Source organism: Danxiaibacter flavus (assembly GCF_041060425.1).
GTDB classification, from domain to species: domain Bacteria; phylum Bacteroidota; class Bacteroidia; order Chitinophagales; family Chitinophagaceae; genus Danxiaibacter; species Danxiaibacter flavus.
Genome location: NZ_JAULBC010000002.1, coordinates 727,540 through 747,795, shown reverse-complemented (window position 1 = coordinate 747,795; position 20,256 = coordinate 727,540). Strand labels below are relative to the sequence as shown.

Annotated in this window: 17 protein-coding genes; 10 read left to right on the top strand and 7 right to left on the bottom strand. The window is 40.6% G+C overall.

The window, feature by feature from the left end:
* Nucleotides 1-53: 53 nt before the first annotated feature.
* The gene (gene radC, locus QTN47_RS08745) at nucleotides 54-743 is read right to left on the bottom strand and encodes a RadC family protein (RefSeq protein ID WP_369328971.1); all 690 of its coding nucleotides are present in this window, start codon (nucleotides 741-743) and stop codon (nucleotides 54-56) included.
* Between the two features lie 119 nt (nucleotides 744-862).
* Between radC and QTN47_RS08740 the strand changes: the two genes are divergently transcribed.
* From QTN47_RS08740 to QTN47_RS08725, 4 genes are all read left to right on the top strand, one after another.
* The gene (locus tag QTN47_RS08740; protein WP_369328970.1) at nucleotides 863-1,819 is read left to right on the top strand and encodes a ribose-phosphate pyrophosphokinase; all 957 of its coding nucleotides are present in this window, start codon (nucleotides 863-865) and stop codon (nucleotides 1,817-1,819) included.
* A gap of 43 nt (nucleotides 1,820-1,862) precedes the next feature.
* Nucleotides 1,863-2,444 (top strand): 50S ribosomal protein L25, encoded by a 582-nt coding sequence (locus QTN47_RS08735; protein ID WP_369328969.1) that lies wholly within the window; start codon nucleotides 1,863-1,865, stop codon nucleotides 2,442-2,444.
* Nucleotides 2,445-2,518: 74 nt separating this feature from the next.
* Nucleotides 2,519-3,094, top strand: a complete 576-nt coding sequence (gene pth, locus QTN47_RS08730) for an aminoacyl-tRNA hydrolase (RefSeq protein WP_369328968.1) — start codon at nucleotides 2,519-2,521, stop codon at nucleotides 3,092-3,094.
* A 194-nt stretch (nucleotides 3,095-3,288) separates the two neighbouring features.
* On the top strand, nucleotides 3,289-3,900 hold the full coding sequence (locus tag QTN47_RS08725; RefSeq protein WP_369328967.1) for a fumarylacetoacetate hydrolase family protein: 612 nt from the start codon (nucleotides 3,289-3,291) through the stop codon (nucleotides 3,898-3,900).
* A 91-nt stretch (nucleotides 3,901-3,991) separates the two neighbouring features.
* Here QTN47_RS08725 and QTN47_RS08720 read toward each other — a convergent pair whose 3' ends face one another.
* The 3 genes from QTN47_RS08720 to QTN47_RS08710 form a co-directional block, all read right to left on the bottom strand.
* Nucleotides 3,992-6,238, bottom strand: a complete 2,247-nt coding sequence (locus tag QTN47_RS08720; protein ID WP_369328966.1) for a TonB-dependent receptor — start codon at nucleotides 6,236-6,238, stop codon at nucleotides 3,992-3,994.
* 211 nt (nucleotides 6,239-6,449) lie between these two features.
* Nucleotides 6,450-6,869, bottom strand: coding sequence for an SH3 domain-containing protein (locus QTN47_RS08715; RefSeq protein WP_369328965.1), 420 nt, complete (start codon nucleotides 6,867-6,869; stop codon nucleotides 6,450-6,452).
* Nucleotides 6,870-6,875: 6 nt separating this feature from the next.
* A complete protein-coding gene (locus QTN47_RS08710) occupies nucleotides 6,876-7,385 on the bottom strand; it encodes a BON domain-containing protein (RefSeq protein ID WP_369328964.1) in 510 nt (169 codons plus the stop codon).
* A gap of 571 nt (nucleotides 7,386-7,956) precedes the next feature.
* Between QTN47_RS08710 and purQ the strand changes: the two genes are divergently transcribed.
* From purQ to QTN47_RS08695, 3 genes are all read left to right on the top strand, one after another.
* Nucleotides 7,957-8,616, top strand: a complete 660-nt coding sequence (gene purQ, locus QTN47_RS08705) for a phosphoribosylformylglycinamidine synthase subunit PurQ (RefSeq protein ID WP_369328963.1) — start codon at nucleotides 7,957-7,959, stop codon at nucleotides 8,614-8,616.
* A gap of 33 nt (nucleotides 8,617-8,649) precedes the next feature.
* Complete coding sequence (locus tag QTN47_RS08700; protein WP_369328962.1) at nucleotides 8,650-9,096, top strand: protein-disulfide reductase DsbD domain-containing protein; 447 nt, start codon at nucleotides 8,650-8,652, stop codon at nucleotides 9,094-9,096.
* A gap of 110 nt (nucleotides 9,097-9,206) precedes the next feature.
* On the top strand, nucleotides 9,207-11,186 hold the full coding sequence (locus tag QTN47_RS08695; protein ID WP_369328961.1) for a protein-disulfide reductase DsbD family protein: 1,980 nt from the start codon (nucleotides 9,207-9,209) through the stop codon (nucleotides 11,184-11,186).
* A gap of 209 nt (nucleotides 11,187-11,395) precedes the next feature.
* Here QTN47_RS08695 and QTN47_RS08690 read toward each other — a convergent pair whose 3' ends face one another.
* The gene (locus QTN47_RS08690) at nucleotides 11,396-11,977 is read right to left on the bottom strand and encodes a sigma-70 family RNA polymerase sigma factor (RefSeq protein ID WP_369328960.1); all 582 of its coding nucleotides are present in this window, start codon (nucleotides 11,975-11,977) and stop codon (nucleotides 11,396-11,398) included.
* Between the two features lie 555 nt (nucleotides 11,978-12,532).
* On the opposite strand from QTN47_RS08690, the gene uvrA reads away from it, so the two are divergent.
* Entirely contained in the window at nucleotides 12,533-15,358 is a 2,826-nt protein-coding gene (uvrA, locus tag QTN47_RS08685) for an excinuclease ABC subunit UvrA (protein ID WP_369328959.1), read from the top strand.
* Nucleotides 15,359-15,601: 243 nt separating this feature from the next.
* A complete protein-coding gene (locus QTN47_RS08680) occupies nucleotides 15,602-16,348 on the top strand; it encodes a tetratricopeptide repeat protein (protein ID WP_369328958.1) in 747 nt (248 codons plus the stop codon).
* 272 nt (nucleotides 16,349-16,620) lie between these two features.
* Here the strand turns inward: QTN47_RS08680 and QTN47_RS08675 are convergent, their stop codons facing one another.
* A complete protein-coding gene (locus QTN47_RS08675; RefSeq protein ID WP_369328957.1) occupies nucleotides 16,621-17,034 on the bottom strand; it encodes a DUF4293 domain-containing protein in 414 nt (137 codons plus the stop codon).
* A gap of 458 nt (nucleotides 17,035-17,492) precedes the next feature.
* On the opposite strand from QTN47_RS08675, the gene ffh reads away from it, so the two are divergent.
* On the top strand, nucleotides 17,493-18,821 hold the full coding sequence (gene ffh / locus QTN47_RS08670; protein WP_369328956.1) for a signal recognition particle protein: 1,329 nt from the start codon (nucleotides 17,493-17,495) through the stop codon (nucleotides 18,819-18,821).
* A 323-nt stretch (nucleotides 18,822-19,144) separates the two neighbouring features.
* Here the strand turns inward: ffh and QTN47_RS08665 are convergent, their stop codons facing one another.
* Entirely contained in the window at nucleotides 19,145-20,254 is a 1,110-nt protein-coding gene (locus tag QTN47_RS08665) for a S1C family serine protease (RefSeq protein ID WP_369328955.1), read from the bottom strand.
* Nucleotides 20,255-20,256: the final 2 nt, after the last annotated feature.

Genomic DNA, 20,256 nt, shown 5'->3' with positions numbered 1-20,256 from the left:
GCACATTTACACATCTGCACATTTGCACATTTGCACATCTGCACATTCGCACATTAAATAAGTCCTTCATCCGCAAAACTGAAATAACCTTCTTCACCTACAATAATGTGATCAAGAAGTTTGATGTCGAAATAGATCGCAGCTTCTTTTATTTTTTGTGTGAGTTGTTTGTCGGCGGCACTTGGTCTGATGTTTCCGCTTGGATGATTATGGCAAATAATAATGTTTGTTGCATAGTGCTCCAGCGCTTTCTTTATAATGATTCTAGGATCAGCAACGGTACCAGTAATGCCACCTATGCTGATAATTTCATGGTGTTCAATTTTATTAGCATTGTTGAGAAAGATAGCCGCAAACAGCTCAATTTTCTTGTATTGCAGTAACGCTTTAAAATAATTAGCGACATCACTGCTCTTGGTAATAACTAATTTCGTATTAGTAGCTACTGTTCTTCTTACACCTAATTCCAATGCTGCTGCTATAGTAATTGCTTTAACCTGCCCAATGCCTTTTATTTTTAATTGCACAATTTCTTTTACAGAAAGGGAGCCCAGTTTCTGCAAATCATTATTCACCTGTTTTAATAACTCTTTAGAAAGATCAACTGCGCTTTTGTCCTTGTTTCCATTGTTGATAAGAATAGCTAAAAGCTCTGAATTGCTGAGAGATGAAGGGCTGTTTGCTAATAGTTTTTCTCGGGGTCTGTCATCAACAGCCCAGGCTTTTATGCCAGAATTTTTCATGCGGGAATAGAAGTTTTTAATAATATATCCACAAGGTTAAAAAAAATACTAATGAAAATAAAAAATTGCTTGTATTACATAAATGCAAGACTTTATCTTCGCCGCATATTTTATTCAATATGAGTCCTTCAGTAAAAATTTTTTCTGGTACCGGCTCCCGCGAATTAGCTGAGAAAATAGCCAATTGCTTCGGCGCTTCACTCGGCAAGGTAAATGTCCAGAAGTTCAGTGATGGAGAGTTTCAACCCATATTTCTTGAGAGTATCCGTGGAGATTATGTTTTCCTGGTGCAAAGCACATTTGCGCCCATGGATAATTTGATGGAGTTGTTGTTGATGATTGATGCCGCAAAAAGGGCAAGTGCTTATAAAATAATCGCTGTAATTCCCTACTATGGCTTTTCAAGACAGGATAGAAAAGATAAACCGCGTGTAGCCATTGGTTCTAAACTGGTAGCCACTTTATTGGAAGCTGCCGGTGCTAACAGGGTGATAACCATGGATTTGCATGCAGCTCAAATTCAGGCTTTCTTCGAAATACCGGTGGATCATTTGGACAGCTCTGCAATTTTTATCCCTTATATTGAGCAATTACAGCTTGAAAACCTTACCTTTGCGGCCCCTGACGTGGGAAGTACAAATCGCGTAAGGGAAATTGCCAGCTATTTTAATGCTGAAATGGTGATCTGCGATAAGCACCGCAAACGTGCAAATGAAATAGCAAGCATGGTTGTGATAGGAGATGTGGTTGGAAAAGATATAGTGCTCATTGATGACATATGTGATACGGGCGGAACACTGGCAAAAGCAGCCGGCTTATTAATGGATAAAGGTGCAAAGAGTGTAAGGGCCTTATGTACGCATCCAATCTTAAGTGGCAATGCATATAAAACAATAGAGGGAAGCGTTCTGGATGAATTGGTGGTTTGCGATACAATTCCGCTCAAACAGGAAAGCTCCAAAATAAAAGTTCTTTCAGTGGCCGATCTTTTTGCAATTGCGATCAGAAACGCTTATGAAAATAAAAGTATCAGCAGTTTGTTTATGCACTCGCAGTTAAGAAGCAAGGGACTTTAGACAAACAAGAACAAGTGTTCATAATAATTCTAAAATAAAAACGATGAAATCAATTACAATCGAAGGACAACTGAGGACCGAATTTGGCAAAAAAGCCACCCGCCAGATACGCTCTCAGGAACAAGTGCCAGGTGTAATTTACGGGGGTGCCCAGGAAATTAATTTTTCCGCTTCCGAAAAAGCCTTTAAACCATTGGTTTATACTCCAGACTTTCAGATAGCGGAAGTTCAGGTAGATGGCAAAACTTACAGATGTATTCTGAAAGATCTTCAATTTGACAAAGTAAGTGACGAACTGATCCACGTAGACCTGCTTGAGCTGGTTGAAGACAGGGCAGTTATTGCTACTTTACCGTTGAAATTTACAGGTAGCGCTGCTGGTGTTAAAGCTGGTGGTAAATTGATTACCAAAATGAAAGCGCTGAAGGTAAAAACTTTACCTAAAAACCTGAAAGAAAGCATTGAAGTAGATATTACCGAGCTTGAATTGAACGGCAACATCCGCGTTGAAGATGTGAAAGCTGATGGCATGGAGATCTTAAACTCTCCACGTATTCCTATCGCTTCAATCGTGATGACTCGTCAGTTGAAACAGGAAGAAGCAGCCGCTGAAAAGAAAAAATAAGCGGATCTTTAAGATAATTAGCTATGAAAGCCCTGTACTTTGTGCAGGGCTTTGTTTTTAACCCTTTGTTTTATATGAGCAAGTTTTTGATTGTTGGGTTGGGAAATATAGGTGCAGAATATGCGCATACCAGGCATAATATAGGTTTTGATGTAGTAGAGGCTTTTGTGGCAAAACATGGTGGTGCATTCCGGACCGACAGACTGGCGGAAGTTGCAGAGGTAAGATGGAAAGGCAAGATCTTTATCTGCATAAAGCCCACTACGTATATGAACCTAAGCGGAAAGGCTTTCCGGTACTGGATGGATAAAGAGAAAGTGCCGTTGGAAAATACACTCACTATTGTCGATGAATTGGCTTTGCCTTTATCTAAAATACGTATAAGGCCCGGGGGAAGCGATGGCGGCCACAACGGCCTGCGTGATATACAGGCAACGGTTGCAACCGATAAATACCCCAAGCTGCGCTTTGGGATAGGCAACAACTACCCAAAGGGAATGCAAATTGATTTTGTATTGGGAAAATGGTTTCCCGAAGATGTGCCACTCGTTAACCGCAAGATTGAGAAATGTGTTGAGGTTATTGAAAGCTTTGCAACCACGGGCATAGAAAGGACCATGAACCAATATAACAAGCACGAATTTGTTTAAGCTTTTAAGAATGTATTATCGTTCCGGACTATGTAAAGAAATATTAAAAATCTTACGCTGTGATTTAAACTGGAATGAAATGTTTTCCTAAATTAGCAAATGATATAACACAAGTAGTGATACCTGAACTGATATGAGAGACGAGTATTAATATTTTTCGCGCTACCTGGTTAATATTACTAAACACAATATCTATGAAGATTTTTTGCGTAGGAAGAAATTATGCTGATCATGCTAAGGAATTGAAAAACGAGGTGCCCGAAGAGCCGGTGATTTTTATTAAACCGAAGAGTGCATTGCTTCAGTCGAATACTCCATTTTATTACCCGGAATTTTCGAATGAGCTTCATTATGAGGCTGAATTGGTATTGCGTATATCAAAAAATGGAAAGTATATTCAGCAGCATCATGCCAACAAGTATTACAATGCCATTACGGTGGGGCTTGATTTTACGGCGAGGGACGTTCAGAATGAATTAAAGAAAAAAGGATTGCCCTGGGAAAAGGCTAAAGCCTGGGATAATTCTGCTGTAATTGGCAAATGGATCGATATGACGCCTGAGAATATCAAAAAGCCATTCAATTTTTCTTTGAATCTAAATGATGAACAGGTTCAGAGAGCGAGCAGCACCGAAATGATCTTTTCATTTGATAAGATCATTTCCCACATATCTCAGTATTTCTCTATTAACATTGGTGATATGGTTTTTACCGGCACTCCGGCGGGTGTTGGCGAATGTGTGGTTGGTGACAACCTGAAAGGTTATATAGAAGATGTTGAAATGTTTGAACTTGACATACGATAAGTAAATAAACCTGGAAAAGGTAGGAATTAAAGCCTTGATGTTTATCTGAAAACATCAGGGCTTTGGTTTTTGGTAGCAAACCGCGCCTGGACTAAAAATTTACTTTGATCCCTGCTTTAAAGTAAACCGGCGTTCCCGGAGTAAAGTTGATTTCGTCAACAGGAACTGATTCATTCTTTAATCTCGATACGGTTTCAAACTGGGCTTCTTTCCAGTCAACATTAAACAGGTTTTGCACCTGCAGCGTCATTTCCCAATGTTTTCGTGTATAAGCAAGTGCAAGATCGTTCACAAAATACCCTTTGGCAGTAAGCGTATTGTCTTCATTGGCCGGTCTGTCCTGCATATACCGGTAACGAAGATTGGCTGATAAATTGGCAGGCAATTTTACCGAAACGCCTCCGGTACTTGTAAACTTAGGAGCCAGTGGAACATACGACTCACTTTTTTCTACACCCATATATCTTGCATGGGCATAATTTACATCTGCGTCAAGATATAACCAACTTACCGGCTGATAGCGCATGCTTACATCAATCCCCACCCGTTGCGTTTTTCCGGAGGGTTCCACTGTAGCCTCATCGCCTACATATACAAATTCCTGTTGCAGGTATAAATACCACAATGCGGGCTGAATAACCAATTTGGAGCCTGGTTTGATAATGGCCCCAAAATCTCCGCCGATGGAGTACGGAAGTGTTTTGTAACCATTTTGTTCTATTACAACGCGCATATCATTTGAGTGGAAACTCATTCCTGTTTTTATATACCATTGGAGTTGTTGGTTGGGTGTGTAACTGAAGTTTAGTTTCGGGCTTAGCGCTGTGGCCTGAACGCCCTGCGTAATATGTGAGCCGCTGAGTTTGTCATGGTAATTAAAAATGAAATGGTCAATACGTAAAGCCGGATTGATCATCCATTTGCCTGAACGCCATTGCGCCTGCGTGTAGGCATATAGATTAGTCTCTGTGCCGTTGCCCCAGGATCTTCTGTGAAGTAACGAATCTCTTTGGTAAACGTGATTTAGTTCAAGATCATTGATATCATCCATTCTTAAGCCAACACCTGATTCCCATGTAAGATCGCTTTTGTCAAAAAAGGATCGTTTAGAATATTTATGATCAAATCCATAAATATTCCTGCTTTCTTTTTGATTGATTTCATCTCCATTAACCGGATCGTTCAGGAAAAAAGTAAAATTTGAGTAGAGGTTAAATGTATACTTTGAATAATAGAAAAAGCTTTGCCAGTCTTCCCTGTCACTTATCCTGTATTTATATTTCAGAGCGATGTTTGTTCTGCTGGTGTTGCCTCCTTCTGTTGAATCAATAGACCCCCATCGTGTAATAATACTCTGTTCAACCGCACGGTCGGGAATCTGACCAGATGCGTTCCAGTTTGAGTTAAACGTAGATGCCTGAAAACTTACATAACTCCGGTCATTAATCTGGTGATTGAATTTGCCGAAAAGATTTAATCTGTTGAAGTTTTGCTTTACGTCAAAAGGGCCATTGGTGAAATTATATTCGCCAGCGATATATGCATTTGTTTTAGCAGCTTGTTGTTGATTATTATTATCAATGAGATTAAACATGCCCACCGTACGAAGCGTGTTAAATGACCCTGCTTCAACTTTAACCATGTTGTTATCCAGGCGGTCATACGTTGACATATTTACATAACCAGCTGTTGAAAAATCCCCTTTATCCGCATAATAGCCGCCTTTTCCGAAATCTATGTCTTTAATTGTCTCAGGAATAAGAAAGTGAAGATCAGCGTAGCCCTGGCCATGTGCATGAGATACCATATTTACAGGCATTCCATCTGCTGTAACACGCACATCTGTGCCATGGTCGCAATCAAATCCGCGGAGAAAAATCTGCTCCGCCTTACCACCGCCGGCGTGCTGGGCTATAAAAAGACCTGGTACTTTCCGAAGAAGGTCCTGGGCAGAATTTACTGGTGTCATTTTTAGATCAACATTCATTACTTGTCCGCTGACAGAACGAGATCCATTTACCGTTACCTGTCCTAATTGTACTTCAATTTCTTTTAATAGGATATGCAGGTTGTTGTTTTCGCCGTTTAGCTGTATTTTAAACAGTTCGTAACCAATATGACTAATTATAAGAGTGTCAGGAAACTTTGAAACCTTGATGGAAAAATTACCATCGTGTGCTGAATGGCTATGTGTGCCGCCACTTTTGAGCATAACTGTAACATCCTCCAGGGGCTCATTGGTTTCAAAATCATTCACGGAACCGCTAACAAGCTTTTGTGCCCGCAAAAAATAAAAGCAAGTGATTAAGACGCCAATTAGTAACGCTCTCTTTCTCATGTTCAACTACTGTAAGAATATGATCTGGAATATGTACGGAATTATTTCAGACGAAGATTTTCAGATCAAAAATTTGCGCGAAAGTAAGCTATTGGGGGAAATGACGGGAAGCATGGGGCTTTGATAGCGTAACCACGGATGACCTTAGAATTTTCATCCGTGGTTTTCTGTAAAATGAACACTATATTTCAACTTCGTGTATCTTCTCAAACTAAACTGGCTGAAGATATTGCGCATAAGCATAGCCTTCTGCGCCGCCATCGGTGCGGATTAACCACCATTGATCGTTGGCTTTGCTTACCAACGTAACAATTTCATCATGGGCAGCTTTTCCTGCAATTGGCTGATCGGTACCCGGACCTTTTCTAATATTCAGGTTAGTGCTTTCTGTTACAACCTTCAGTTTGCCGCCATCAATTGCGCCGGTTACATTTACATTTAATATCAGGTCACCCGCCCTGAAATCAGGATCGATCTTTCCATAAATGTCCCAAAGCTGATCCTTTACGGCTCCGCTGGGCGCATCTCCGTCAACATATAAAACGCCATCCTGCTCCCGCGCCTGCAAATTGGCTACACCGGAAGAAGAAGCCGCATCAAGCAATTCTTTGTATTTGTCCTGAAGTGCCATATGAGTTTATTTAATGGTTAGCTTATTTTCGATTTTTTTGGGTTTAAGTGCACTTAATTTCTGCATGAGCTTCGGCAGGTCGGCCCTTTTTATCTCGCCTGTTAATGTAACTACTCCATCCTTTACGCTGGCCTCAACTCCCGGATGATCTTTTATGGCATCAGTTACATTTTTAGATAGCGGCTCATCTGCAGAAATTGTTACGGGAGCCTGAACCGGCGGTGGTGGTGGCGCCATAACAGTACTGTTGTTTACTACAGATTTAACGCCCTTAACACCTTTTGCTATCTCTTCTCTCTTTGCCTTGCATTCTCCGTCTTTACACTCGCCACCTATTGTTGCTACCCCATTCATTACATCAACGGTCAGTGTTCCCATGCTGGCCATTGGATCAGCCTGTATTGCTTTTTCAACATTCGCTTTAATGTCCGCATCCTTCGGGCCGCACGATGTAAACATCACCGGTATAAGTATTGTAAACAGCAACAAAAGCCTGTTTAAGATCTGTTTTTTCATATTTTGTTTTTTTGATGATGAAATAAAACAACTGATCTGAGCGCTGCGAATGACAAGTTTATTTTTCCGGCTACAATCTTCTAAATAACAATGTGATCCAGGTCGCCAGCAAATGAAAAGGTAAGGTATGGCGTCAATAAAAAACTGATCATCGCAGCTTCAAATTAATACTGGCAAAACAACTGCCATTAATACAAACAACCCCTCTTTTTGTTTAAAACCGAAAAAAGTGTGGCACACAAAGTCGCATTGGAACTGAACCTTCACGCATTAAGATCTTCAGATGTTTTTTCATATTTAAGTGAGTGTCACACTCATAAATGAACGAAGTGACCAATGACGCACCCACCAGTGTTGCTTTAAATCCATGATCACACAACATCACCAGGGCATCGCCGAAAATGCCTTATTTATTCAAAAAATAATTAATAAGAAGTTTTGACAGATGGTGAGTATCTGTCGTAAAAACTGTTTTTCAACCTGATATAGCCTCCGATCTGCACATCTTTTTAAAAATTAGAAACATATTAACCTCTTACGGGTTATTTTTGTGACCTAATAAACTAGCACAATGAAATTTGGAGTTGTTGTTTTTCCCGGTTCTAATTGCGACAGAGACATGCGCGACGCCTTACAGAATGACCTTAATAAAGAAGTGATTATGCTTTGGCATAAGGATAAAGACCTTAGCATGTTTTCTACCGATGATTGCATTATCCTTCCAGGTGGTTTTTCTTATGGTGACTATCTGCGTTGCGGCGCAATTGCCCGTTTTAGCCCAATGATGCAGAGCGTTATAGATTTTGCCAACAGGGGAGGAAAAGTATTGGGGGTTTGCAACGGGTTCCAGATTTTATGTGAAAGCGGTTTATTGCCTGGTGTTTTACTTCAAAATGCCAACCAGCAATTTATCTGTAAAAATGTTCACATTAGCAATGGTAATGGGAAAGCATATAAAATTCCTGTTGCACATGGTGAAGGACGCTATTATGCAGATGAAAAAACACTGGATGAACTGGAAGCCAACGGACAGGTTATTTTCCGTTACACGCACGAGGATGGCACTGTTGATGAAATCTACAATCCAAACGGTGCAATAAGAAGCATTGCCGGTATAAAAAACAAAGCAGGAAATGTTTTTGGCATGATGCCGCATCCTGAAAGAGCTACTTCTGAAGAACTAAGCAATTTAGACGGCAGGGAAATTTTCAGAATACTTGGCTTGAATTGATATCCTGTCGCGTCAAAAAATTTTACAAGCGTTATGAAATATTTGTTTTCTCTTATTTTAAGCTGCATCGGCCTTACTGCAATGGCGCAAATTAAAGACCCGGTTCAGTGGAGCTACGCCGCTAAGAAAAAGACAGCCAACGAATATGACCTGGTGATAACGGCAACTATTCCGTCGCCCTGGCATATATATTCTCAAAACACTGGCAAAGGGCCAGTACCTACAAGCATTAATTTTAAAGCGAATCCGTTGGTTACCTTAAACGGAAAAGCAAAAGAAAATGGAAAGCTGGAAAAGACTTACGATGAGAACTTTAAAACAAATGTGCTGTACTACTCCAACAAAGTAGAATTTGTACAAACATTAAAACTGAAAAGTGCTGTAAAAACAAATATCAGCGGCACAGTTGAATATATGGTATGTGACGATCACCAGTGTTTGCCGCCCACTAAAAAAGCATTTGACGTAAAACTTGACTAGGGACAACAGATGCTGAAAGGCACTTTATCGTAAATCGTGCACAGTTGGTTTATCGGGTCAAATTGTTGAAGTTTTTAACGAGGGCTGGTATTTATCTTTAATTTTTGGGCATGAAGCGATTTATACTTGTATTAGTACTTCTTACAGGAATTTTTAAAATAGTAGCTGCACAGGATGGTTCAAAACCTGTGCAGTTTTCTTTTTCTACAGAACGGGCGAACGATTCGGTTGTTTTCCTGAACATTAAAGCGATAATTGAAAAAGGTGCGCAACTCTTTTCCACTAAAAAAGTCAACCCAGACGATGCATTTGTGTCTTCTGTTCAGTTTGATTCGACTACCTCTACATTATCTGCAAACAATGATACTGTAGTAGAAAAGGGCGTTTTAAAAACAGCGAAAGATGCAGGAAATCCAGCCTCTGAATACAGGTTTTATGAGGACAGCGTGATATTTAGTTATCCATTACACATAAAAGCTGAAGACAGTGCAACTGTGAAGGGAAGTGTTGCATGGCTGGCGAAAAAGAATGATGAATTTCCTAATGACGAAGCGAAGTTTAATGTGAAGGTCGCCGCTACAGCTGCCAAAGCAACACCTGCCACAACCAACGATCTTGAAGGAAAATCACTCAGCAGCGTTTTCTGGTTGTGTTTTGTTACCGGCCTTGTGGCTATGTTCACACCTTGTGTGTTCCCTTTAATACCTGTTACAGTAAGTTTCTTTCTTAAAAGAAGCAAGACCAAACAACAAGGGATCCGCAATGCCTCATGGTATTCGTTGAGCATTATTCTTATCTACACCATCCCTACAATTATCATCACCAAAATATTTGGTGACCAGGCATTGTATAAGCTCTCTATACATCCTGTAACAAACCTGCTGTTCTTTGCAATCTTTATATTGTTTGGTATTTCATTGCTGGGCGCTTACGAGCTCGCACTCCCCAGTAAATGGGCCAACTCATCGGACCAGCAGGCAGGTAAAGGAGGTTTCAGAGGTATATTCTTTATGGCACTTACGCTGGTGATTGTTTCGTTCTCCTGTACAGGTCCAATCGTAGGATTATTGTTAGGCAGTACTTCGCAAAGCGGTACTACCTTAGCTCCTATACTGGGAATGCTTGGCTTTGGTGTTGGCCTGGCTTTGCCTTTCACCATTTTTGCGTTGTTCCCATCTGTGATGCAGTCATTACCCAAAAGCGGCGGTTGGCTTAACAGTGTGAAAGTTGTTTTCGGGTTTGTTGAACTGGCACTGGCATTGAAGTTTTTGAGCAATGTAGATCTTATCTATCACTGGCAGTTATTAAACAGGGATGTATTCCTTGCCATCTGGATTGCCATTGCATTGTTGCTTACATTATACTTGCTTGGTAAGATCAAATTCTCTCACGACAGCGATTTAAAACATGTAAGTGTAACAAGGTTGTTCTTTGCTATAGCCTCATTTACTTTTGCAATTTATCTCGTTCCGGGATTGTGGGGAGCGCCGTTAAAACCATTAAGCGGATTGATTCCGCCGGCTTCAACACAAAGCTTTAACCTGGACGAATTGCAGTATAAGATTGGTAGTGCTCGGGCTCAGGCAACTTCATCTTCTGACGCTCAGGCAAAGCCGCCGGTTAAACTTACAGATAAGTTGAAAGTACCATTTGGCCTGACAGCATACTTTGATCTTGACGAAGGGCTGGCTGCTGCCAAAGCGCTGAACAAGCCTGTAATGCTTGATTTTACAGGACATTCCTGCGCTAACTGCCGTAAGATGGAAGAGCAGGTCTGGAAAAATCCGGAAGTATTGCAAAGAATGAAAGAAGATTTTGTATTAATTAGTCTTTACGTAGACGAATCTACAGAGTTAACCGATGCTGAAAAATATAAGAACAGTAAGGGCGAATTAATAGAAACTGTGGGTGATAAAAACCTTGATTACGAAAAGCAGACTTTTGGCTTTAACGCACAACCATTGTATATGTTTCTCGATCTTGATGGGAAGCCGTTAAGCGACGTGAAATATGGATACGATTCCGATGTTCAAAAATTCATTGATCACCTGGAAGCAGTAAAGGCAGAGTTTAAAAAAAGACAGAAATAAACAATCGAAATCAAAATCAATCGACCGATAAAACGAAAAAATCCCCTCCTGAAAAAAGGGGATTTTTTTATAGCGGTATTTTCATAAAAAACTGGTTGTTACATTGAGAGAACCAGGCTATTGAATAAACAGGGGGAAACATTAAACCTGCCCGGCTTTCCATGTAACAATGATTTATGTCCAATAACCAAATAAGATTTGAGGTTGAGTTATAATGAAATTTGCTTTTCCATCATCATTTTACGCAAGTTGATCAATCCGTATCTCATTCTTCCCAAAGCAGTATTGATGCTGCAATTAGTAACCTTGGCAATATCCTTAAAGCTTAGGTCTCCAAAATGGCGCAGTACAATTACTTCTCTTTGTTCTTCAGGAAGCAGCTCCAGCATGCGGTGAACCCTCTCATGGCTTTGAGCTTTCATCAACTTTTGTTCCGGCGTTTCATCAGCGAAATACAATACCTCAAATATGTCCTTGTCGTCGCTGGTTACAATCGCCGGTGTGCGCTTAATTTTTCTAAAATAATCTACACACAGGTTGTGCGCTATTCGCATGGCCCATTGTAAAAACTTTCCCTCTTCATTATACCTGCCGGTGCGCAGCGTATCAATGATTTTTATAAAAGTCTCCTGGAACAGATCTTCTGCCAGGTACTTGTCTTTTACAAGGAAAAATATTGATGTATATAGCTTGTCTTTATATCTACTGATCAACTCTTCAAAAGCGGGGATACTACCGTTCTGAAATGCATTAACCAGTTGAGTGTCGGTGGTCTGGCTGAAACTTCTCATATTACGGGGCATTAGATTTTTAATTGTTAAATAATTAAAGCCGGGTAAATGTGTTTGAGTAAAGTTTCAACCTATAGGCAAAAAATTGTTTTGAACTATGTGAAGATAATGTGAATTCCACATATTCCAAATAGGAGCGCTGCATTAAGGTTGCAAAAATTTTGTGAAAGAAATGGGAATGAAATAAGAAATTCTTTTTCATGGTGATATTGGTTTTGTTAAAAGTAAAGCTTGTTAAACCTTCAGATACTTTCTTTGGGCGTTTTTAATTATTTTATAATATGTGCAGGCCTTAACTCCGATCATAATTGGTCCCTATAAATTCAAAACCCTAAAAGCGAACAGTTTGCAGCGGAATCCGACTTCAGAGATAATATATATCAGCTTTAATTCTCCTGAATTCCTGAAGCCTTAAGCCTCATTCCTTTTTTTTCATTTTAACGCCCGTTTTAACATCGTACACCTTACATCGTACATCTAAAATCGTACATCGTACACTCCCTCATTATTTCTCATTTTGCTAAAAAAATTAGATTTATTAATTTGCCTCCTGTTATGGCAGAAAAAACTTCGGTAAAGAATAAAAGGAGTGTTGTTCAGAAGAAGGAAAGCCTCCACGGTTTGGATTCAATAACAGTAAAGGGTGCCAGGGTTCACAATCTCAAGAATGTAACAGTCGATTTTCCAAGAAACAAACTTATTGTAGTAACAGGTGTGTCGGGAAGTGGGAAGTCTTCGCTTACAATTGATACCCTTTTTGCAGAAGGGCAACGCCGCTATGCAGAAAGTTTGAGTGCCTATGCACGCCAGTTCATGGCGCGCATGGTAAAGCCCGATGTGGACTATATCAAAGGCCTTTGTCCCGCAATCGCAATCGAGCAAAAAGTTATTACGCGTACGCCGAGAAGTACGGTTGGTAGTATGACTGAAATATATGACTACCTGCGTCTTTTATATGCGCGGGTAGGAAAGACTATTTCACCGGTAAGCGGGAAAGAAGTGCGCAAAGATGATGTAGCCGATGTTATTAACTATATAAAGGAAGTTCCGCACGGCGGCCGCATTGTTATTATCGTCCGGTTTAAACAGCATGCAAAAAGAGATGCGAAAGAGGAACTGAATATTTTGGTACAAAAGGGTTTTTCCCGCTTGTATATTGACCGGCAACCTGAACGCATTGAAGACCTTCTTGAGCTGACAGATAAAGAACTGAAGAAAAAACTGACAGCCGGTGCGTATGTGTTGGTAGACCGTATTGTTGCCAAAGACTTTGATGAGGACGACATACATCGTTTAAGCGACTCTGTGGGTACCGCGTTTTATGAAGGTGAAGGAGAAATGTTCCTCGAAGTAAACGGAGAAGAACTGCATCATTTCAGCAATAAATTTGAGCTGGACGGAATGCAGTTTGAGGAACCTGTTCCTAATCTTTTTTCATTTAATAATCCCTTTGGCGCCTGCCCAACATGCGAGGGCTTTAGCCAGGTGCTTGGACTTGACGAGGACCTGATCATTCCGGATAAAAGACTTAGCGTGTATGAAAGTGCGGTTGCTCCATGGAAAGGAGAGAAGCTCGGCTGGTGGCGTGATCAGTTTGTGAAAGGTGCAAGATCTATCGATTTTCCCATTCATAAACCTGTAATGGATCTGACGCCGTCTCAATACAATCTTTTGTGGAAGGGACAGGGAAATGTGTATGGCATCGACGATTTCTTTAAAGAGGTTGAACAGAACCTTTACAAAGTTCAATACAGGGTATTGTTAAGCCGTTATCGCGGCAGAACAACATGTCATGATTGTAATGGCTATCGCTTAAGAAAAGAAGCACTGTATGTGAAAGTTAGCGATAAACATATTGGTGAGTTGTGTGAAATGCCGGTAAAGGATCTGAAAAAATGGTTTGATGATATTGCTCTTTCAGCGCATCAGCAACAGGTGGCGAAAAGGATATTGCTGGAGATCAACCAACGCTTGCAAACACTGCTGGATGTTGGTTTGGGTTATCTTACATTAAGCCGTCTTGCCAATTCTTTAAGTGGTGGAGAAAGCCAGAGAATACAGCTTACACGCAGCCTGGGAAGTAATCTTACCAATTCCTTATACATTTTGGATGAACCATCAATTGGACTTCATTCACGCGATACTGAACGATTGATTCATGTGCTGAAACAATTGCGTGATGCGGGCAATACAGTCGTTGTTGTTGAGCATGATGAGATGATGATGCGTGAAGCTGATCATATTATCGATATGGGGCCGCTTGCTTCACATCTTGGTGGTGAAGTGATAGCTGCAGGAAACTATGACGAGATCATTCATAACCCTGAAAGTCTGACGGGTAAGTACTTAAGTGGAGAGCTTTCCGTAAGTACTCCTTCGCGTAGCAGAAGATGGAACCGCAGTGTAAGTATTGAGGGCGCGAGACAAAATAATCTGAAGGATATCTCAGTGGAATTTCCGCTGAATGTGCTTTGTGTTGTAAGTGGTGTAAGCGGTAGCGGAAAAACAACATTGGTTAAGCAGATCTTGTATCCGGGACTAAAGAAACTAAAAGGTGAATTTGTAGATAAGGTTGGCTTACATAAAGCCATCACCGGTGATATTGAGTATATTTCACAGATTGAGCTGGTGGACCAGAATCCCATCGGAAAATCATCGCGTAGTAACCCTGTCACTTACATTAAAGCATACGATGAAATAAGAGATTTATTTGCCAAACAACCGCTTGCTAAAATGCGTGGTTTTATGCCAAAGCATTTTTCTTTCAACGTGGATGGCGGAAGATGTGATGCTTGTAAAGGTGAAGGAGAACAGATAGTTGAAATGCAGTTTCTTGCTGATGTGCATTTGACTTGCGAAGTATGCGGCGGCAAGAAGTTTAAGGAAGAAGTACTGGAAGTAAAATACAAGGATAAAAGTGTGTATGATGTGCTTGAGATGAGTGTTGATGAAGCGATCGATTTCTTCAAGGATGAAAAGGGTCTTGCCAAAGCGCTGCAACCATTGCAGGATGTTGGTTTGGGTTATGTGAAACTCGGCCAAAGCAGTGATACTTTAAGTGGTGGAGAAGCACAACGTGTAAAGCTTGCGTCGTTCCTGGGGAAAGGCAGATCGACCGGGCATATCCTGTTTATCTTTGATGAGCCTACTACCGGTTTGCACTTTCACGATATCAATAAGTTACTGGCATCTTTTAATGCGTTGATTGAGCAGGGACATTCACTCCTTGTGATAGAACACAATACCGATGTTATTAAAAATGCCGACTGGATCATTGATCTTGGTCCTGAAGCTGGTGATGCCGGCGGTAATCTGGTATTTGCCGGAAAACCTTCCGAACTAAAGAAAGTAAAAGAAAGCTATACAGGGAAGTTTTTATAAAATTCAAAAGTAAAAAGTCAAAATTCAAAAAAGTGCGGAATTGATTATCGTTTGTAGCCAGCTTTCCAGAAAAGAGGGCTGTCAGCAAAAAAACATAACCACTCCGAATAACGTTTTGAATTTTGACTTTTTACTTTTGAATTTAAATTTCCTTATAACCAACTTAAGCTTTGCTTTAAGCAGAGAAAACAGTTGCAACCCTAATGGTGAATTTGTACTTTATAATACTCAAAATCCTTCATTATGAAAAAGTACACGTTCCCTATTTGCACTTTCATTTATCTGTGTTTTTTTCTTTCTGCACATGCCCAGCAAACGATGCCTCTTACAAGCTCCTCTGATGATGCTAAAAAACTGGTCGGTAGCGGCATGATGCATCTCGTTAATGTGGAATATGAAGAGGCTTACGATGACTTTGATGATGCCGTAAAATTGGATCCGAATTTTGCCCTGGCACATTTCTTTAAAGGAAGACTCAGCTTCGGGGAATCCAGAACCAAATGCTTTGCTATGGCGCAACAAGCTGCCGCAAACACTACAGATGCGGAAAAGCTCCTGGTATCTGTAGCCGACACATCACTTAACCAGAAAGGCCGCCACGAAATTTTTGCCAAGTTGCATGATATGTATCCCGAAGATCCGGTGCTGGAAGACTTTTATGTAATGTCTGAACCAGACAGCACCACACGGGTAAAACTTTTGGAAGAACAGGTTGCAAAATTTCCGAACAGTCCGGAAGTGTACAATCAAATGGGATATTACTACATGATGGCCAGGAAAGACAATACCAAAGCCAAAGAATGCTTTGAAAAATATTTAGCCATGTATCCTGATGGGTACAATCCTTATGATTCAATGGGTGAATATTACCTGAATACGGGAGACAAGGAAAATGCGAAAAAATATTATTTGAAAAGCCTGGAAAGATGTCCGAGCTCTTTTAGTTCCCAGACAAAATACCAGGAACTCACCAAAGACGATAAAAAATAAAAGGCAAACAAAAGACCTGGCTAATCGAACAATCTGCCAGGTCTTTTGCTCATATAAATAAAGTGTCGGCCGCGTCAACGATTCTTTGTAAACAACTGGTAAAGCTTAAGGCACAAATCCTAATGCTTAAAGCTGAGCGAAGCGAAGTTTTTTAAACCATTTAAGAAATATAAGAGCGAATAAGAATTTTGCTCAGGATAATAACACTTAAACGACAATACATTTACTTAGCAAGATCGGACCTTCACCATTGACCTTGACTATTCACAAATTTAGTTCCTGAGCCTGTTTACACTTTTCACCAGTTTCTCATCCTTATAAATGCCCCGCGCCGCAAATAGCAGAAATACCGGAATTACAAAAACCAAAATGGACAAAATGGAGAGTCCGGCAACTACCGAAGTACCCGGCTGTACCAGTTTTGAAACCGTATTGAGATAAAGAAATATGACAAGCGCACTTATCAACGCGTTAATCAGCGCAATCCGAAGCTGAAGTTTCCTGTTTTTAAACAGAAATATATCTACCAGCGAAATTGTTGCGCAAATAACTGTGAGAATCAAAATAAAAACATTGGTAGTTCCTGTGAATGGGCCTGTGGTTCCGTTAAAAAAGGTAGTTCTCAGTGAAATAAATCCGCAGATGGATGCAGCCAGCAGCCATAAGCTTTGAGCGCGTTGTATCATACAAAAGGTTTAAAATCTGTTACAAATCTAATCTTCCTATTTGAAAAACAACAGGTAACGGAGAAAGTTGTTATGGGAGTTATAAGTTATACGTTTTACGTAATACGTTTATTAAAGCGAGGTTGGCGATCGGTTTTTAACGGTTTCGCACCCAAAACACGCCGTGTTTCTTTTGCCCTCGTGTCTCCGTCTCCGCGGTTTTGAAACCTTTGGAACTTTGCCCCTTTAGTCGCAAACACGCCGTGTTTCTTTGAGCCTCGTGTCTCTGTCTCCGTGGTTTTGAAAACCTTTGGAACTTTGCCTCTTTAGTCGCAAAAACGCCGTGTTTCTTTGTGCCCTCATGTCTCCGTGGTTAAAAACTTCGTGTTTCTTAGCGTCTTAGCGTCTTTGTGGCGCAAAAGCCCAAAATCTCTATATTTGCAGCCCAAATAAGTCAAATTAAGTATTAATCACAATACATGTTTAATAATCTTACAGAACGGTTAGAAACCGCCTTTAAAAACCTGAAAGGTGAAGCGAAGATCAATGAGCTGAATATTGCCAATACGGTAAAGGATATTCGCAGGGCGCTGATCGATGCCGACGTTAACTATAAAATAGCCAAAGAGTTTACTGATAAAGTAAAAGACAAAGCTATTGGTGAAAAGGTGTTGAACGCCATCAGCCCCGGCCAGTTAATGGTGAAAATTGTACAGGATGAGCTTACCGATTTGATGGGAGGAACCGAGGCCAGCTTTGATATTTCCGGAAATCCGGCGATCATCCTGATAGCAGGCCTGCAGGGTAGTGGTAAAACGACCTTCAGCGGTAAACTGGCGAATTATTTAAAAACGCAAAAAGGTAAATCTCCTTTGCTGGTGGCGGCAGATATCTATCGTCCGGCGGCGATTGACCAATTAACTGTTTTGGCTGAACAAATTGGTGTTGATATTTACAGTGAACGCGAAAACAAAGACGCAGTTTCAATTGCACAGAATGCCATTAAGGAAGCAAAAAGCAAGAATAAAAATGTAATCATCATAGATACTGCGGGTCGTTTGGCGATTGATGAAGCGATGATGACCGAGGTTGCCAACATTAAATCAGCTGTCAATCCCTCCGAAATCCTTTTCGTTGTGGACTCAATGACTGGTCAGGATGCGGTGAACACAGCAAAAGCATTTAACGACAGACTGGATTTCAGTGGGGTTGTTTTGACCAAGCTGGATGGTGATACACGCGGTGGTGCAGCTCTTTCCATTAAATATACTGTCAACAAGCCTATCAAATTTGTCAGCAGCGGCGAGAAGATGGAAACACTGGATGTGTTCTATCCTGACCGTATGGCGCAGCGTATTTTGGGCATGGGTGATATTGCTACCCTCGTTGAAAAAGCCCAGGCGCAATTTGATGAAGAGCAGGCTAAAAAGCTGGAAAAGAAGATCCGTAAGAATCAGTTTGATTTCCAGGATTTTCTTGATCAGTTACAACAGATCAAAAAGATGGGTAACCTGAAAGATCTGATGGGCATGATTCCAGGCGTTGGTAAGGCGATTAAGGACGTGGATATCAGCGATGATGCTTTCAAAGGTGTTGAAGCTATTATCCAGTCAATGACTCCCGAAGAAAGAGGTAATCCTGATCTGATCGATCAAAAAAGAAAAGTGCGTATAGCAAAAGGCTGTGGGAAGGATATCGCAGATGTAAACGCATTTATGAAGCAGTTCGATCAAATGCGTCAGATGATGAAGATGATGAATAAAATGCCGATGGGATTTGGTGGAAAGATGCCCGGGATGAGACGATAAGTCAATGTACGATGTTAGATGTACGGTTTTGGATGTAAGGCGTAAGGTAAGAGGCGTGTGGTTTGAGGTGTGAAATTTTTGATGTACGATATTAGATATAGAATGCTCCGGTGACGGGGCATTTCTATTTATACTTTGTTACCTTTTTGCACGTTAGTGTTTTCCTTTAATTCTTAGTGCCTCTTGTGTTCGTCGTGTCTTTGTGGTTCAAAAAACATTTTTATTGTCGCAGCTGATATAAATGTAAAAAGGCTGTCTTTTTTTGAGACAACCTTTTTAGTTATTTGAAAGTCTTCGAAAGACTATGATTTCTTTTTAATCGCTTATTGGTTATAAGCTTTTACCAGGAATACGCAATCAGAAACTTCTTTAATTTGTTTAACCCTGTCAACTCCTTTCAAAGAAGATGAAACCGGTACTTTAATCTTAGACATAGAGCTGTCAGATTTCTTGAGCTCATTTACCATAGAATAGATGCCTTGCGATTTAATTGCAAAAACAACACCTTCTGCAGAAGTCTGACGCGTACTGATAACACCAACAACTTCACCATTTTTGTTGAAGATCGGACCGCCTGAGTTACCCGGATTTACTGTAAGAGAAAGCTGATAACTGGCAGTGTCGCCGTTGAAACCGCTTGCCGCACTGAGGTAGCCCATGTTGTAAACTGCTTCGTCACGAGGGTAACCAAGCGTAAATAATTCTTCGCCAAGATCAACACTTCCTTTTTTAATTCCGTAAGGAAGAGGGCCAAGAGGTTTGAAATCTTTGTCGTTTATCTTCAGGATGGCTAAATCTTTTGTTTGATCAATGTGGATTATTTTGGCAATATATTCCTGTCCTTTATTATTTACCACAATTGCCCCGGAGCCTTTTAATACGTGCGCATTGGTAATAAGATAACCTTTTCCGTCAATTAGAAATGCTGTGCCGCTGCTTAAAACTTTAATATTTTCAGGAATGGTAGTGCTGCCTAATTCATTGATCTTATTTCCCTGGTAGCGTTGAACTTTTTTGATCTGTTCAATGTCGCCACTCAATTGCTGTAATTGCGAATGGTTAACCGATGGCGAAAGAAACGTAACCAGGCCGCTGATAATTACCGCCGTAACGCCGGCAATAGAAGCTGCTATTGCTGTAACCTTTTTATACCTGTGGAAGAGTTGAATAACTTTTCCTCTTGTTGGTACGTCTTCACCTTCATTAATATCACCTCTTTCCAGAAGCCTTGTATGACTTTCGTGTAAAGCGTGTTTAAGATCGCGGTGAAAAGCGTATTCTTCAATCTGGTGCAGAAACAACTTATGTTCAACCACCATTTGATCAATTTCAGGGGTATTCTTCCTTAATTGTTCAAAATAGGCTCTTTCTTCGGGGAGCATATCACCACTGAGGTATCGCTCGATGGTATTTAATAAAACAATGTCTTCCATCA